Source organism: Acidithiobacillus sp. HP-11, from assembly GCF_015100075.1.
GTDB classification, from domain to species: Bacteria; Pseudomonadota; Gammaproteobacteria; order Acidithiobacillales; family Acidithiobacillaceae; genus Acidithiobacillus; species Acidithiobacillus thiooxidans.
Genome location: NZ_JACKYY010000058.1, coordinates 1 through 14,645, shown reverse-complemented (window position 1 = coordinate 14,645; position 14,645 = coordinate 1). Strand labels below are relative to the sequence as shown.

Sequence of the window (14,645 nt, the reverse complement as noted above, 5' to 3'; positions counted from 1 at the left end):
ACCGCTTCTCCTCCAGCTTGAAAGTCACATCGTCCACCATCCACGGCGGAACCAACCCCAACGCCAAGGTAAACAGCTTGTCTTCGTCCATCATTAACCTTCCCTAGATCAGCAATGCCCTAAGACTACCGTACCCTCGTATCCACTCCAAGTAGCGAGGAGCCTTCAATAATGCGATCCCTGGTCTGGAGCGTACGCAAACCATCGCGAATGACTTCACTTTCACTGGCATACTCACCGGAAGCGACCTTGTCCTTGATGAAACGAACCATTTCCAGAGGTAAGGTAATACTCATCTGCTGCGTGGATCGCATGGTCAGGGGCCTCTTCCTGCTGGTATTGAGTAGGATATAATCCTACCATGTACTCACCGTTTTGCGTACCCCGGATGAGGAAACAGGAAACCGATGTCCGAATCAGCACAAAATTTTTTTTGGTGGGAAGGCGATGTTCTGGTTGTCAATATTTTGGGGAAACCCAATGCCTCCCGCGATGTCATTGGCAAACCCAAGGGTAACCAACTCAAAGTCAGCGTCACCGCAAAACCCCAGGATGGTCGCGCCACCGATCATATGCTGCGCTTTTTGGCCCGGGAGTTTGATGTCTCCCCTTCTTCCATCGAAGTCGTATTTGGGCGAATGAATGTGAACAAACAGCTCAGAATACCTTGCCCTAAACGTTTACCCGCAGTTTTTCAGATTCAGACTTCCCTGTTGGAATAATTATGGCATATGCTCTGAACCTATCTCATCGTTCGTTGCTTATCCCATGATCGTCCTGGTTGCCCGCCCTTGAAACCATTAGGATATTATGTAATGGAAAAGCTTCCATAAATCTCATCTGTGTAGTTATTTTTTAAGTTTTGCTGCTTCTTGCTGGTGTAATCGGGGCTGAACTCCGATTGCCACATACAGAATACGCATTCTCGCCTTGGAGAAGACATCTATGCGTGCTATGTCACGATTTGAAGAAAACAAAACGAATATCCTGAGTGGAATAGTCGTCGCTTAGGCATTAGTTCCTGAAGCCATTGCCTTTGCTTTTGTCGCCCATGTTCCGCCGCTAACCGGATTGTATGCTGCCTTTATTCTCGTATTGATTACTTCCATTATGGGCGGTCGGCCAGGCATGGTATCCGGTGCCAGTGGTGCCACGGCAGTGGTGATGGTTGCACTGGTGGTGGTGACCCACGGCTTTGAGTATCTATTTGCCGCTGTGGTTCTTATGGGGCTGCTGCAAATTGTTTTTGCCCTCGCCAAACTGAGCAAGTACGCAAGAATGATTCCTCATCAGGTCAATCTGAGATTCATTAATGGTCTGGCCATTGTGATTTTTCTGGCACAGCTGGATCATTTCAAAGTCCCCTCCGCCACAGGTGCTGAGCACTGGATGCAGGGTACGCAGCTTTACACCATGATTGGTCTGGTGGCCTTGACCATGCTGGTGATTTATCTGTTTCCACGCTTGACCAAAGCCTTTCCGGCAGAAGATCCACATTATCATGTGGCTGATGATAAAATCAGCTAACGGATATTAACGCCGCCTTACGGGAACAGATGTCCGCGCAGGATAGGACTCTGGAACGTGTGTTGCGACGGGTGATCCGCAAAGAAATGCTGACATGACAGAAGGATTTTACTTTTCATAATCACTTAGTTCGCATATTCTCGCAGAATAGTCTTACAAGGGGGTGCCTCATGACTACGGCAAGACAGTTTGAGCAGCCAATAACCAATCTATACGAAAAGGACTTTCTGGCATGGATAGAAGACCAGGCTCAGGCCCTGCGTACCCGAAAGGCAAACAGCCTAGATTGGGACAACATTCTGGAGGAATTGGAGAGCATGGGCAGAAGTGAAAAAAACGCCCTCAGAAGCCATCTACGCGTATTGCTCATGCACTTGATAAAATGGCAATGGCAGCCCCAAAAACAGAGCAAGAGCTGGGCGACCACCATAAGAAACCAACGGCTTGATCTCAAGTATCTCCTCAAGGATTCACCAAGTCTCAAGAGGCTGATTCCTGAAATGCTGCCGGACGCTTGGGATAGTGCTACTGACGAATATGCTTTTGAAACTGATCTACCGATCTCCACTTTTCCAGAGTCGTGCCCTTGGGATATCGACACGCAAATCCTGGCTAACTGGTGGCCAGAATAAGTACGGTTGCCGTAATGTCCCATAATCGGTCATCCTGGGTGACAAAAGAACTGAGTAATACTGGGCGATCTGTCGTTCAGAGTTTTGGGACCACGAGACAGAAGGGTGCATTCTGTCTCATCATGACTTTTCCGCCGGACGCTGTTGATCTCTGTGGCGTTACACTGCACAATGCGGTGTGATTAAAAGTTTCCGCCACAAGGGTCTGCAAGCCTTCTATGAATCGGGTAGCAAAGCCGAGGTTCAACCGGACCATGCCGCCAAGATCGCCCGAATTCTGGCCCGCCTGGAGAACGCCCAGAACCCAGACGATATGAACATCCCGGGATGGAAACTGCATCCACTCCATGGAACCCTGCAGGGACACTTCGCGGTATGGGTCAGCGGGAACTGGAGATTGGTTTTTACCTTCGAGGATGGGGACGCCATCCTGGTCGATTACGTGGACTATCACTGAATCCGGATGAACGCTATGAACCCGATGCACAACCCACCTCACCCAGGACTCCTGCTGCGGGAGGATATCTTGCCCGCTCTGGAGCTGACGGTTACCGAAGCAGCAGAGCAGCTGGGCGTGTCGCGACCCACTTTGTCGCGTGTGCTCAATGGCCGTGCCGCTATTTCTCCGGAAATGGCACTACGTCTGGAGGGTTGGCTCGGTGTTGAGCATGGCGGCCGTGCCGACGTCTGGATCGCCCAACAGGCGGCCTATGATCTTTGGCAAGCCCGCCAAGCGGGGGCACCCCATGTCATAAAAGCTCCCATCTATCATACGCAGGTCGCCTGACTATCCACCAACCACCATGGAAATCATGGGTCCACCATACTGTTCAGTTCTGGGTGCCCGACACCCGCTCCCCTGAGTTCGTTGCACAAGTTCGCCATCAGTGCCTGAAACTCAACAATGATCCAACCGAAGCGGATATTTTACAGTTTACTGAAGAAGCCGCTGCGCAGATGGATGGCTATAATACAATGGGGGGGGCTTGGTCACAGTGTCCCTGCACGGTGACTATGGGAAACCCCGTCCCGCCGTCATTGTGCAGTCTAATCTTTTGAATGAATATGGTGCGCAGTACTGGATTCGAACCAGTGACCTTCGGCTTCGGAGGCCGACACTCTATCCAGCTGAGCTAACTGCGCGTGCTGCAGATTATAGGGAACTCGCTGGCGCGTTGTCCAACCTTTCCTGTGCAACTCCCTGAAAGTCCAGCGCCAGCCAGTACTGTTCGGTAGAACGGGCGCGGGAAGCTTCCGGTTTACGTACCACAATTTTTTTGAAATCCTTGCGCAGGGCACGACGCAGCTCTTCAGCACCCGCCCCCATAAACACCTTGATCAACAGTGACCCGCCCGGATGCAGCCAGCGTTGGGCCATATCCAGCGCCAGCTCCGCCAGGTCTATGGCGCGCGCCTGATCGACACTGGCAATCCCGGACATATTGGGAGCCATATCACTCATGATCAGATCGGCACCTTCCGGCAGGGCCTCCCGACAGGCGGCCATCACCGCATCTTCGTAAACGTCACCACAAATTACCGTGGCATCGGCGACCGGATCCATAGCCAGGCGGTCCACAGCCACCAGCCGTCCGTTACGGCCGATGAGCGGGGCGGCCACCTGGGTCCAGCCGCCCGGCGCGGCACCTACGTCAAGGACGCGCATACCGGGGCGAATCAGCCGATCCTTCTCCTGAATTTCCAGTAATTTATAGGCTGCTCGGGAACGATATCCTTCTTTCATGGCACGCTGCACGAACACATCCCGAAAATGTTCTTTCAGCCATTTTTCACTGGATTTACTTCTAGCCACTGCACCAACCTCCGACCTTTGACCACCGCATCGCGCAAACGTACACTCCCGTCCACCATTTATCGAATCATCTGTCTGACGAGGATACCATGCTGGACGCCAAACAAAGACAAAACCTGCGCGGTCAGGCCCATACCCTCAAACCGGTTGTGATGATTGGTGCTCAGGGCGTCACTGATGCCCTGCTCGCCGAACTGGAAATCGCTCTGGATGCTCACGAACTCATCAAAGTCCGCTTGCCCCAAGTGGAACGTGCGCTGCGCGATGCCCTGATTACCCGGTTGGTCAGCGCCAGTCACGCCGAAATCATTGGCCGTATTGGCCGCATTGTCATCCTGTATCGGCTCCGGCCTGCTGCAAAAACGCCCAACAAACGACGCTGAAGCGGCTTGGCAGGTGGCTTCCCGCTCGTTAGACTGGTTCTTGATTATCCTAGCGGCTCAACGCCCGGAGTAAAGATCATGGCAGAAAACGCCCCCACAGACATTCGGATCACCGTAGAAACCCGATATATTCCCGAACAATCCAGTCCCGAGCAGGCGCATTATGCTTTTGCCTACCAGATCACCATTGAAAACCACGGCCCGCAAACCGCACAGCTGCTCAACCGTCACTGGATTATTACCGACGCCGAAGGCCATATCCAGGAAGTCAAAGGTCCCGGCGTAGTCGGCGAACAGCCCACTCTGCAGCCTGGACAACGCTTTCGCTATTCCAGCGGCTCAGTTCTCTCTACGGCTGTAGGCAGCATGCACGGCAGTTACGAATGGATTACTGCAGATGGGGAAACCTTCGAAAGCCCCATTCCTGCATTTCGTCTGGCCGTCGCTACGGTATTTCATTGAGCCGCAGCAGCCTGCAACGCGCCTACGGCATCTGGGCGCCCATTTACGATCAGGCAGTACGCGGCTTTTCCGAACCTTTACGTCAGCGCAGCCTCCGCCAAATCCCCCAGAATGCGTCCTGTCAGATTTTAATTGATGGCATTGGCACCGGGCTGGACATTCCCTTTTTGCCAAATCACTGTACCGCCATTGGCATTGACCTGACCCACGCCATGCTGCGCCGCGCGCAAAATCTGCCAAGCACCATCCCATTGGTTCAGGCCGACGCCGAAGTACTGCCCTTTGCCAATGCGACCTTCGATTTTGTGGTGATGCATCTGATTCTGGCGGTGGTCCCCAATGCCGGCAAAGCGTTGGCAGAAGCCAGCCGGGTTCTCAAACCCGGGGGCCGGATTTTGCTACTCGACAAATTTTTACGCCCCGGCCAAAAAGCATGGATAAGACGTGCGTTGGGTCGGGTAGCGGGTGCCGTGGCCACCCATACCGATCTGACCTTTGAGGAAATTCTGGCAGAGCGCCCGGAATTGCAGTGTATGCGTAACGAACCGGGTGCCATGGGCGGCTGGTTCCGCCTCATCACGCTGGAAAAGACCGCATAAAATATCAAGCCCGGTAAGCGTTGCAGCTTCAGGGCCTGCAGTCAGCCACCGAACACAGCGTGTTAAGGGGGCAAGGTCCTCTTAACTTAAAAACGACAGTTGCCGTGGGTGCTTTGCAGCGACTTTTGTTTCGAGCCGTTGTTGTTCTTGGCGAAATCCAGCGCTCGTCAGGAAAGCTGTCTGAGCCCGCAGGGCGAGTTCTCTCCTGACAGCAGGATGAGCCTTAGGACAATAGGTAAGGAACAACGGAGCAAAAAGCATCCACGGCAACTGCCGTTTTTAGGGCTTAACCGTTTCCGGCACCGCCACGTGACGCTTTTTTACGCTCGTTTTCTGTGAGATAGCGCTTGCGAATCCGGATGGACTGGGGTGTTGCTTCCACCAGTTCATCGTCGGCCAGAAACTCTACCGCAGCTTCCAGCGTCATCTTGATGGGTGGCGTCAACATGATGTTTTCATCAGAACCTGAAGCCCGCATGTTGGTCAGTTTCTTTTCCTTGAGGGGGTTGACTACCAGATCGTTGTCGCGGCTATGAATACCAATCACCATGCCTTCATAAACCTTATCGCCGGGGCTGACAAACATCCGCCCCCGATCCTGCAGATTGAAGAGGGCAAAACCCACTGCTTCGCCTTCTTCTGCAGAAATCAACACACCATTATTACGCGCCGGAATGCTGCCCTTGACCGGACCGTATCCGTCGAAAATATGGCTGATCACCCCTGTACCGGAAGTGGCCGTCAGAAACTCGGTATGAAAGCCGATCAGACCGCGTGCGGGAATTTTGTATTCCAGACGCACCCGGCCACGACCATCGGGCATCATGTCCTGCAATTCACCGCGCCGGATGCCCAAACGCTCCATGATGGTGCCCTGATGGGTTTCTTCCACGTCTACGGTCAAGGCTTCATAAGGCTCTTCCCAGACACCATCCACCTGACGCTGAATCACCCGGGGACGGGATACGGCCAGTTCATAGCCTTCCCGGCGCATGTTTTCAATGAGGATGGTGAGATGCAGCTCGCCGCGTCCGGAGACCATGAACACGTCAGCATTATCCGTATCTTCCACCCGCAACGCCACGTTAATGAGCAACTCCTTGTACAAGCGATCGCGCAGCTGGCGGCTGGTCACAAACTTGCCTTCGCGACCGGCAAAGGGGCTGGTATTCACCTGAAAGGTCATGTTCAGGGTCGGTTCATCAATCGGTTTCCAGGGCAGGGCTTCGGGCGCTTCCGGCGCGGCAATGGTCGCACCAATGGAAGGCTCTTCAATACCGGTCACCGCCACAATATCGCCCACCGTAGCCGTTTCCCAGGGCACCCGCTTGAGGCCATCAAAACCCAGCAACTGTAAAATCCGCGCCTTGGTCTGGGTCTGATCCACACCATGAATCAGGACAATATCCTGGCCGGGTTTCATGGAACCACGGCGGATCCGGCCAATGGCAATACGACCCACATAACTGGAGTAATCCAGATCGGCAATCTGCATTTGCAAAGGGCCTTCCGGATCACCTTCCGGGGCATGCACATGGGTCAGAATCATCTCGAATAGGGGTTTCATGTCACCCGAGCGCACCTCAGGATCTTCACCCGCATAGCCCTGCAGACCAGAGGCGTAAATAACCGGGAAATCCAGTTGTTCTTCGGTAGCACCGAGTTTGTCGAAAAGATCAAAAGTGGCGCTGATGACATGGTCGACGCGAGCACCGGGGCGGTCTACCTTGTTGATGACGACAATGGGTTTCAGACCCAGTTCCAGCGCCTTGCGGGTCACAAAGCGGGTCTGCGGCATAGGGCCCTCGACGGCATCCACCAGCAGCAGTACACCATCCACCATACCCAACACCCTCTCTACTTCAGCACCGAAGTCGGCATGTCCGGGAGTGTCAACAATGTTGATATGGGTATCGCCCCATTGAACCGCCGTGTTTTTCGCCATAATGGTAATGCCGCGCTCTTTTTCAAGATCGTTGCTGTCCATCACCCGCTCTTCCAGCTGCTGGTGAGCGGCAAAAGTACCGGACTGACGGAGCAACTGATCCACCAGCGTAGTTTTGCCATGGTCAACGTGGGCGATGATAGCGATATTACGAATTTGACGAGCCACTGATATTCCCCAAAACGGTCATAAGAAAAAACGCGGGATCAAGCCTCCCCGCAGCGGGTTTTCTTATAACGGTATCTTGCTCAAAAAGCAAATAAAAACCGCCCCCAAAGGGGCGGCAAGAGGGCGACCGAAGCCGCCCGGGAATTGCTTTGACTTAGAAACCAGCCTGGAACTGCAACACCATGGTGTTGTAGATATATCCATTGACAGGAACCGAGCCTGATCCAAAAGCACCATCATGTCCCAAGTACGCCTGACGATACATTGAACCACCCTGCGGAATCACATAGTTAGCCTGAATGCGGGCCGCGTAAGGATTGTTAGGATTGAAGGAGTAGTTTACCCCAATTGTGTAATTGTTAAGACTTCCAAGATTGTTGTCACCAGTCCAGTTAAAACGCTCGAAGCGGAAAGCTGGCTCAATATCCAACCAATCCGGCGTCAAGGTCATCTGATGAAGGTTAGCAGCTAAAGCTACATACCAATCCTGAGCACCAAGACCGGCGATGCCCTGATAACTAGTGTAGTGTTGCATTCTTGGTGAACCTTAAGGTTAATGATGATAAAATAGCTCCATGTTGAGGGTATGAATGGAGTCGAGCCTTGCGAGTTGCGCCCACAGTCACTTTAACCAGCGAAGAGCGGTCCGAGTTGTCCCGTATAGTCGCCTCCCGATTAAGCAGTGTCCGCTTGTTATTACGGGCACGGATGATATTGCTGGCGGCAGAGGGCTTGCAGAACAAGGAAATTGCGGAGCGCCTGGAGGTGGATCGCCTGCAAGTCGCACGTTGGCGCAAGCGTTATCTGGAATACCGCTTGGCGGGCATTGAACGTGATTTACCGCGCGGCGCCCCTCCGGTGAAAGTGGATGTAGCCCGCCTGGTAGAATTGACCACGCAAAGTAAGCCGGAAGCGATGACGCATTGGAGTACGCGCAGGATGGCGGCAGAACTGGGTGTCAGTGCCGCCAGTGTGTCGCGGCATTGGCGCAAGCATGGCCTCAAGCCTCATCTGCTGCGTGGTTTCAAGGTGTCACGAGACCCGCATTTTGTGGAAAAGCTGGAAGATATTGTGGGGTTGTATATGTCTCCCCCGGAGCATGCCTTGGTGCTCTGCGTGGATGAAAAAAGTCAGGTACAGGCCCTGGACCGGACCCAACCGGGACTCCCCCTCAAAAAGGGCCGCGCAGAAACGATGACCCACGACTACAAACGTAATGGCACTACGACCTTGTTTGCCGCACTCAACGTGCTGGATGGTCAGGTCATCGGACAGTGTCAACAGCGCCATACCCATGTGGAATGGCTGAAGTTCCTAAAGAAAATTGATCGGCAGACGCCCAAGGACAAGGCTCTGCATCTGATCGCCGACAACTATGCGACCCATAAACACCCGGTAGTACAGGCGTGGCTCGACAAGCACCCGCGTATTCACATGCACTTTACGCCCACTTCGGCATCCTGGCTCAACATGGTCGAGCGTTTCTTTCGGGATATCACGACCCAGCGATTACGTCGTGGGGTGTTCACCAGTGTGCCTGAACTCATCCAGGCCATTGAGGGGTACATCGACCACCACAACACCCATCCCAAACCCTTCATCTGGACCAAAACCGCCCGCGACATCCTGCAAAAGGTCATTCGCGCCAACAGCCACTTAAGCAGCAAACAGAATGCAACACTACACTAGTGAATTAAACTGTTCAATTTTCAATTGAAAACATCATATCAGGGTAATGTGACAGTATTGTGAAGGTTTTATGACAAAAATATGATATTTTCTGGTCTGTATTTTGCTCAGGATAGGTATTAATTAAAACTCATGACCAGTGTTTTTTAAGTAACGGTCTATAACGAAAAGCGTAATGCTCACAGAAGTCAGGTAAACCCTGTTTTTTCATCTATCTCTTTAAGGGACTGTCATAAAAGTGTCATATTGGCATGTTATGGTGAACGCTTTATAACGGCTTTGATGGCGAGATGATGAGTAACCTACTCAGTGCAATAGACGACGAACAAAAAGTCACCAGGCGGCATCGGCGGATTCTCTGGGCTTCTGGCCTCGGCATTTTTCTGGATGGTTATGATTTGAGTATCATGGCTATTGTACTGATTCTGCTCAAACCGCAGTGGCATCTGGGTCCAACTCTGCTGGGATTGCTGGGTACTGCGGCGCTGGTGGGCGCACTGATTGGTGGACTTTTTGGCGGTATTATTGCGGATCGTTATGGTCGCAAGACGGTTTATTTAATTGATATTGCCGCGTTTTTCTTTGCGGCCTTGCTTTCCGGATTTGCCTGGGACATCACCTCTCTGGTTATTTTGCGCTTCATTCTGGGACTTGGGGTAGGCGCAGATTATCCCTTGAGCTCCACTTACATTGCTGAATTCATGCCCAAAAACAAACGCGGGTCGGCCATGACGTGGATTTTCGGGTTATGGATGGGAGGGGCTTTGGTGTCCAGTCTGGTGGGTCTGGCGTTGCTGCATACGGGCCCGGACGCCTGGCGCTGGATGCTGGCATCCGGTGCGTTGCCGGCGGTATTGGTACTCTGGTTGCGGCGGAGCTTGCCGGAGTCGCCGCGCTGGTATATTTATCGCGGCCGCTTGCAGGAAGCCGCACAGGTTTTACGCTGGCTGGTGCCGGATGTGGATGCCCATGAGCGGGAGCGTCTGGTCCAGGAAACGGCTTCCAGCATGCAGGCCAGCCGTAATGTGTCGTGGACCATGCTGTTCAGTAAACCGTATTTGCGGCGCACTGTTTATGCTTGTGTGCCCTGGTTCATGATGGATGTCATGGGCTACGCCCTGGGTATTTTTCTGCCCTTTATGCTTATGCACATGGGGCTTAAAACGCCGGAACAGGCCATCATTGGAAACAGCTTTTTTACAGCTAGTTTTGTGCTGGGATGGATTCCTCTGGCCCTTATGATTGATCGGATTGGGCGCCGTCGTGCCCAGATTTGGGGTTTTCTGGGGGATGCCATCAGCCTCGGTCTGGTCGGGCTTTTTGCCCTCTCCGGCGAACCACCCTTTATTATTGTCGCGGCAGGATTGATCATCTGGCAAATCGCCAACAGTTTTGGACCGGGCAATACCACCTGGATTATCCCTACTGAATTATATCCAACAGAATTACGGGCCACAGGCCACGGCTTTGCTACCGCCTTCAGTCGTTTTGGTGGAGTAGTCAGTGTGTTTTTCCTGCCTACGCTCCAGGCCGAATTGGGTAATGGCGGATTATTGTTGGTGCTGGCGGGGGCAGGATTGATTGGGGTGCTCACTACCTGGTGGCTGGGTTCGGAGATGGCAGGTCAGGCTTTGCCGGAAATGCTGGAGCCCGGCAGTCAGCGTGCTGCCTGATGATTTAACGCCAACGGTTCTGAATCCAGAGTCAGGGGATCAGCGAAGTGCCAGCGTCAATCACATCACCGGTCGCTGACGCAGTGTCGGACACGGCGGCGCAGCCCGCCAAAGAAATCAGCAGGCACAACAAGCACAGTAAGCGTGACCAATAAATCATGACCGTTTTATTCCTGAACATTGATGGCAGTTCCCAGCGCGGCACTGATATGGCAAAAACCATCTTGTTCAAAAAGATCAGGCAACTCCAGCAAAATCTCGCGAACCAGTTCCGGCCCCTTAAAAACCAGACCCGTATAAACTTGCAGTAAACTGGCCCCCGCCCGGATTTTTTCATAGGCGTCTGCAGCACAGGATATACCACCGACCCCGATAATCGGCACCTTGCCTGCGCAGTCTTGATACAGTTGGGCTATGACCGCGTTGGCACGTGACCGGAGGGGCATACCACTCAGCCCTCCCGCCTGCACATATTCGGGATGCCCGGCAGGACGATCAATGGTGGTGTTGGTAGCAATGAAACCATCCACCAGTGGCTGGTCGCCTTTGGCGAGTTGCGCGATGGCGCTAATATCCTCGGGATCCAGATCCGGAGCAATTTTCAGGAGCAAGGGAAGGGCTGGACGCTGATATTCGGCGGCCAGACGTTGATTGGCAGCGGCGACGGCGGCCAGCAATTCCGGAAGAGCATCGGCACCTTGCAACAGGCGCAGTCCCGGCGTATTGGGAGAGCTGACATTCACCGTCAAATAATCTCCATAGGGAAAAAGTACTTCCAGGGCAAAGACATAGTCCTCCGCCGCGTGCTCGAGCGGCGTATCCTTGTTTTTGCCGAGATTGATCCCGATGGGAACGCAATGAGGATGGGGGAGGGCGCGCAGACGTTCAGCTACCGCAGTAGCGCCTTCTCCGGGAAAGCCCATGCGGTTGATGATTGCCTGGGAAAACGGATAACGAAATACCCGGGGGCGGGGGTTGCCCGACTGGGCACGCGGCGTGACCGTACCAATTTCCACAAATCCAAAACCCAAGGCCGGCAAGGCCGCCGTTGCGCGGGCATCCTTGTCATAACCGGCGGCCAGACCCACGGGATTGCGAAAATTCAGTCCCCACAAGGTTTGCTGCAGAGCGGGATTCTCCACCGCAAAATACTCGGCCATCCGTTCCAGACTGCGGGGCATGCGACCCAGAGTTTCCAGTGCCGCGATGCTGAGTTGATGGGCCTGCTCCGCCTCCAGTCCAAACAGTAATGGCCGCAGCAGCGGATAAATCATACCCAGTCCCTGGGGGTCAGAAAATCTTCTTTCAGGCGGGCCTCAGGACTGTCTGCCGGTGCCTCCCAATCATAATGCCAGGCGGCGAGGGGCGGCAGGGACATGAGAATGCTCTCGGTGCGCCCGCCGGATTGCAGGCCAAACAATGTGCCCCGGTCGTACACCAGATTGAATTCCACATAGCGACCTCGACGGATCAGCTGAAAATCCCGTTCGCGCTCACCAAAAGGAGTGTTGCGGCGCCGTTCGGCAATGGGCAGATAGCTCTCCAGAAAACTGTTGGCCACCTCTTCCCAGAACGCCTGCAAAGTATCGGCATCCCCGCTGAGATCATCAAAGAAAATGCCACCGACCCCCCGCATTTCCTGGCGATGTTTGATGGTGAAATATTCATCACACCACTCCTTGAAACGGGGATAAAAATCGGGGCCATGCCGATCACAGGCGGCCTTGAGGGTTTGATGAAAGTGCCGGGCGTCTTCCACAAAACCATAACTCGGGGTGAGGTCAGCCCCGCCACCAAACCACCACACGGAACCTGCTGCAAAAAACCGGTAGTTCATGTGGACAATGGGTACATAAGGATTGCGGGGGTGCAGAACCAGCGAAACACCCACTGCCGTGAAAGGTTGCCCCGCCAGTTCTGGTCGCTGTGCAGTGGCCGAGGGTGGCAGTTTATCGCCATGCACCCTGGAGAAGTTGACCCCGCCCTTTTCCAGCAGATCACCGCCACTGATGACCCGGGTACGCCCCCCGCCGCCACCGGGCCTTTCCCAGAGATCTTCGCGAAAACGGGCGTGACCATCAGCCTTTTCAAGAGCCATACAAATGCGGTCCTGAAGCTGGAGGAGAAACTGTTCTACGATTTGAGTGGAAGGCTGCTGCATCCTTTTAACTCCTTAAAATCTGACCGGTACGGGCATCGACAATCCTGCTTGGACGGCGCTGCCTACCCAGTCGGGCATGCAGTACCGGAAGATGTTTTCCAAAATAGCGGCGGATGGTCCGCAAGTCACGGGCGGGTTGCTGACCAGCGCGATTGGCACTGGTTGAGACAATGGCGCTGCCAAAAGCCCGGGTCAGAGCACGGACACCGGGATGATGGCTGACCCGAACGGCTACACTGGGATGCCGTCCGCGAATCCAGGTCGGAACCTGCCGACGGGCGGGCAGCACCAGGGTGGTCCCCGGCCAGTATTGTTCCAGCAGTGCCGGACTGATGCCCTGATCCGACCAGAAGGCGGCGGTTTCGGAGCGGCGTCCGGCAATGAGTAAAACGCCCTTGTGTTGTGGGCGCTTTTTCAAATGCAGAATGCGGCGCAGTGCCTGACGTTGTCGAGGGTCACAACCCAACCCCCAGACCCCTTCCGTGGGGTAGGCAATGACCCCGCCCCGGCGCAGGTGCGCAACCAGCTGGCGTAATTCCTGACGACGCGGAGTATGACCTGGCATACGTCTCAGACCTGCCTAGTCACGGCGTAAGCCCAAATGACCAATATCCTGACGGAACTGCACTCCGGACCAGTGGATTTTAGCGACTACCGCATAAGCGCGATGCTGGGCAATGGCGAGACTATCGCCCAGCGCGGTCACACCCAGCACCCGCCCACCAGCCGTAGCCACATGACCATCTACACTTTTGGTACCCGCATGAAACAACTTAACGGTATCCGTTTCGGCTGTACCCAGTCCGGCAATGGCATCCCCCGTGCGCGGATGCTCGGGATATCCCTCAGCCGCCATCACCACGCACAAGGCGCTGCGCTCGTCCCATTCCAGTTCAGGCGGTAATCGCTCACCCAGGGCAGCCAGCAGCAAGACCGCATAAAGATCCGAGCGCAGGCGCATCATCAGCGGCTGGGTTTCAGGATCTCCCAGGCGGCAATTGAATTCCAGTAACTTCGGCCCATCCCGGCCAATTATCAAGCCGGCATACAAAAACCCGCAATACGGCGTGCCGTCAGCCATCAGACCCTGCGCTGCAGGGCGCATGATTTCCCGCAGCACCTGCTCGCTCATGGCCGTGTCCAGCACCGGGGCAGGGGAGTAGGCACCCATCCCACCCGTATTGGGCCCCTGGTCATCATCGAGCAGGCGCTTATGATCCTGAGAACCCGCCAGAGGCAGCACCTGACCATCGACAATAATGGCGATAAAGCTGGCTTCCTCACCTTCCAGAAACTCTTCAATGATGATGGGACCCCACTGCAGAAACTGCCGTACTGCGCTTTCTGCTTCCTGCATGGTACTGGCTACCACCACGCCTTTGCCTGCAGCCAGGCCATCGGCCTTGACCACCACCGGCAGCGGGTGCCCATGCAGGTATTCCAGAGCATGGGCAGTGTCCGTAAAACGCTCAAAACGGGCGGTCGGCAACCCGTGGCGCATCATGAAAGCCTTGGCATGGGCCTTGCTACCCTCCAGCATGGCACCTGCCTGATCGGTGCCATGCTGGAGGGTAGCAAGGCCCATGCCAAGGC

At 54.5% G+C, this 14,645-nt stretch carries 18 protein-coding genes, 1 tRNA gene and 1 pseudogene; 11 read left to right on the top strand and 9 right to left on the bottom strand.

Annotated features, from left to right (window positions below; all coding sequences use genetic code 11):
• Positions 1-125: 125 nt before the first annotated feature.
• On the bottom strand, positions 126-314 hold the full coding sequence (locus tag H7F08_RS13585; protein WP_193640816.1) for a type II toxin-antitoxin system ParD family antitoxin: 189 nt from the start codon (positions 312-314) through the stop codon (positions 126-128).
• A 93-nt stretch (positions 315-407) separates the two neighbouring features.
• On the opposite strand from H7F08_RS13585, the gene H7F08_RS13580 reads away from it, so the two are divergent.
• The 6 genes and pseudogenes from H7F08_RS13580 (at position 408) to H7F08_RS15945 (ending at position 3,218) form a co-directional block, all read left to right on the top strand.
• A complete protein-coding gene (locus H7F08_RS13580) occupies positions 408-722 on the top strand; it encodes a DUF167 domain-containing protein (RefSeq protein WP_193640815.1) in 315 nt (104 codons plus the stop codon).
• A gap of 304 nt (positions 723-1,026) precedes the next feature.
• Positions 1,027-1,527 (top strand): annotated as a pseudogene (locus H7F08_RS13575) (SulP family inorganic anion transporter); the annotation flags it as partial.
• A 170-nt stretch (positions 1,528-1,697) separates the two neighbouring features.
• On the top strand, positions 1,698-2,159 hold the full coding sequence (locus H7F08_RS13570; protein ID WP_193640814.1) for a DUF29 domain-containing protein: 462 nt from the start codon (positions 1,698-1,700) through the stop codon (positions 2,157-2,159).
• Positions 2,160-2,337: 178 nt separating this feature from the next.
• Positions 2,338-2,616 (top strand): type II toxin-antitoxin system RelE/ParE family toxin, encoded by a 279-nt coding sequence (locus H7F08_RS13565; RefSeq protein WP_193640813.1) that lies wholly within the window; start codon positions 2,338-2,340, stop codon positions 2,614-2,616.
• A gap of 15 nt (positions 2,617-2,631) precedes the next feature.
• Positions 2,632-2,946 carry a HigA family addiction module antitoxin gene (locus tag H7F08_RS13560; protein WP_193640812.1) on the top strand — a complete coding sequence of 105 codons (315 nt, stop codon included), beginning with the start codon at positions 2,632-2,634 and terminating at the stop codon, positions 2,944-2,946.
• A gap of 53 nt (positions 2,947-2,999) precedes the next feature.
• Entirely contained in the window at positions 3,000-3,218 is a 219-nt protein-coding gene (locus H7F08_RS15945) for an antitoxin MazE family protein (RefSeq protein ID WP_413541261.1), read from the top strand.
• A gap of 7 nt (positions 3,219-3,225) precedes the next feature.
• Here H7F08_RS15945 and H7F08_RS13550 read toward each other — a convergent pair.
• Positions 3,226-3,302, bottom strand: a tRNA-Arg gene (locus tag H7F08_RS13550).
• Between the two features lie 10 nt (positions 3,303-3,312).
• Positions 3,313-3,972 carry an RlmE family RNA methyltransferase gene (locus tag H7F08_RS13545; protein WP_024892927.1) on the bottom strand — a complete coding sequence of 220 codons (660 nt, stop codon included), beginning with the start codon at positions 3,970-3,972 and terminating at the stop codon, positions 3,313-3,315.
• Between the two features lie 89 nt (positions 3,973-4,061).
• Here H7F08_RS13545 and H7F08_RS13540 point away from each other — a divergent pair, with 89 nt between their 5' ends.
• The 3 genes from H7F08_RS13540 (at position 4,062) to H7F08_RS13530 (ending at position 5,416) form a co-directional block, all read left to right on the top strand.
• The gene (locus H7F08_RS13540) at positions 4,062-4,355 is read left to right on the top strand and encodes a YhbY family RNA-binding protein (RefSeq protein ID WP_075323301.1); all 294 of its coding nucleotides are present in this window, start codon (positions 4,062-4,064) and stop codon (positions 4,353-4,355) included.
• A gap of 78 nt (positions 4,356-4,433) precedes the next feature.
• The gene (apaG, locus tag H7F08_RS13535) at positions 4,434-4,817 is read left to right on the top strand and encodes a Co2+/Mg2+ efflux protein ApaG (protein ID WP_024892925.1); all 384 of its coding nucleotides are present in this window, start codon (positions 4,434-4,436) and stop codon (positions 4,815-4,817) included.
• Positions 4,814-5,416: a class I SAM-dependent methyltransferase gene (locus tag H7F08_RS13530; RefSeq protein ID WP_075323302.1), complete on the top strand. Its 603-nt coding sequence runs from the start codon at positions 4,814-4,816 to the stop codon at positions 5,414-5,416. The genes apaG and H7F08_RS13530 overlap by 4 nt, the downstream gene beginning before the upstream one ends.
• 286 nt (positions 5,417-5,702) lie before the next feature.
• On the opposite strand, the gene typA is transcribed toward H7F08_RS13530, so the two are convergent.
• Both typA and H7F08_RS13520 read right to left on the bottom strand, forming a co-directional pair.
• Positions 5,703-7,529: a translational GTPase TypA gene (typA, locus tag H7F08_RS13525; RefSeq protein WP_075323303.1), complete on the bottom strand. Its 1,827-nt coding sequence runs from the start codon at positions 7,527-7,529 to the stop codon at positions 5,703-5,705.
• Positions 7,530-7,683: 154 nt separating this feature from the next.
• A complete protein-coding gene (locus tag H7F08_RS13520; RefSeq protein WP_193640811.1) occupies positions 7,684-8,064 on the bottom strand; it encodes a hypothetical protein in 381 nt (126 codons plus the stop codon).
• A gap of 68 nt (positions 8,065-8,132) precedes the next feature.
• Between H7F08_RS13520 and H7F08_RS13515 the strand changes: the two genes are divergently transcribed.
• Positions 8,133-9,218, top strand: coding sequence for an IS630 family transposase (locus H7F08_RS13515; protein WP_193640810.1), 1,086 nt, complete (start codon positions 8,133-8,135; stop codon positions 9,216-9,218).
• Between the two features lie 290 nt (positions 9,219-9,508).
• Positions 9,509-10,891, top strand: a complete 1,383-nt coding sequence (locus tag H7F08_RS13510; protein WP_226842696.1) for an MFS transporter — start codon at positions 9,509-9,511, stop codon at positions 10,889-10,891.
• 167 nt (positions 10,892-11,058) lie between these two features.
• On the opposite strand, the gene H7F08_RS13505 is transcribed toward H7F08_RS13510, so the two are convergent.
• From H7F08_RS13505 to purD, 4 genes are all read right to left on the bottom strand, one after another.
• Positions 11,059-12,165: a quinone-dependent dihydroorotate dehydrogenase gene (locus H7F08_RS13505; RefSeq protein ID WP_193640809.1), complete on the bottom strand. Its 1,107-nt coding sequence runs from the start codon at positions 12,163-12,165 to the stop codon at positions 11,059-11,061.
• Positions 12,162-13,052, bottom strand: coding sequence for an oxygen-dependent coproporphyrinogen oxidase (gene hemF / locus H7F08_RS13500; protein ID WP_010642315.1), 891 nt, complete (start codon positions 13,050-13,052; stop codon positions 12,162-12,164). The genes H7F08_RS13505 and hemF overlap by 4 nt, the downstream gene beginning before the upstream one ends.
• A gap of 4 nt (positions 13,053-13,056) precedes the next feature.
• Positions 13,057-13,617 carry an L-threonylcarbamoyladenylate synthase gene (locus H7F08_RS13495; protein ID WP_193640808.1) on the bottom strand — a complete coding sequence of 187 codons (561 nt, stop codon included), beginning with the start codon at positions 13,615-13,617 and terminating at the stop codon, positions 13,057-13,059.
• A 15-nt stretch (positions 13,618-13,632) separates the two neighbouring features.
• Positions 13,633-14,645 (bottom strand): phosphoribosylamine--glycine ligase (gene purD, locus H7F08_RS13490; RefSeq protein WP_193640807.1); only part of this gene is annotated, 1,013 nt, incomplete at its 5' end.

What these genes read in the sequence shown, in the direction of transcription:
- H7F08_RS13585 (WP_193640816.1), bottom strand. Translation starts at nt 314, where the DNA reads ATGCGATCCACGCAGCAGATGAGTATTACCTTACCTCTGGAAATGGTT.
- H7F08_RS13580 (WP_193640815.1), top strand. Translation starts at nt 408, where the DNA reads ATGTCCGAATCAGCACAAAATTTTTTTTGGTGGGAAGGCGATGTTCTG.
- H7F08_RS13570 (WP_193640814.1), top strand. Translation starts at nt 1,698, where the DNA reads ATGACTACGGCAAGACAGTTTGAGCAGCCAATAACCAATCTATACGAA.
- H7F08_RS13560 (WP_193640812.1), top strand. Translation starts at nt 2,632, where the DNA reads ATGAACCCGATGCACAACCCACCTCACCCAGGACTCCTGCTGCGGGAG.
- H7F08_RS13540 (WP_075323301.1), top strand. Translation starts at nt 4,062, where the DNA reads ATGCTGGACGCCAAACAAAGACAAAACCTGCGCGGTCAGGCCCATACC.
- apaG (WP_024892925.1), top strand. Translation starts at nt 4,434, where the DNA reads ATGGCAGAAAACGCCCCCACAGACATTCGGATCACCGTAGAAACCCGA.
- H7F08_RS13520 (WP_193640811.1), bottom strand. Translation starts at nt 8,064, where the DNA reads ATGCAACACTACACTAGTTATCAGGGCATCGCCGGTCTTGGTGCTCAG.
- H7F08_RS13510 (WP_226842696.1), top strand. Translation starts at nt 9,509, where the DNA reads ATGATGAGTAACCTACTCAGTGCAATAGACGACGAACAAAAAGTCACC.
- H7F08_RS13505 (WP_193640809.1), bottom strand. Translation starts at nt 12,165, where the DNA reads ATGATTTATCCGCTGCTGCGGCCATTACTGTTTGGACTGGAGGCGGAG.
- hemF (WP_010642315.1), bottom strand. Translation starts at nt 13,052, where the DNA reads ATGCAGCAGCCTTCCACTCAAATCGTAGAACAGTTTCTCCTCCAGCTT.
- H7F08_RS13495 (WP_193640808.1), bottom strand. Translation starts at nt 13,617, where the DNA reads ATGCCAGGTCATACTCCGCGTCGTCAGGAATTACGCCAGCTGGTTGCG.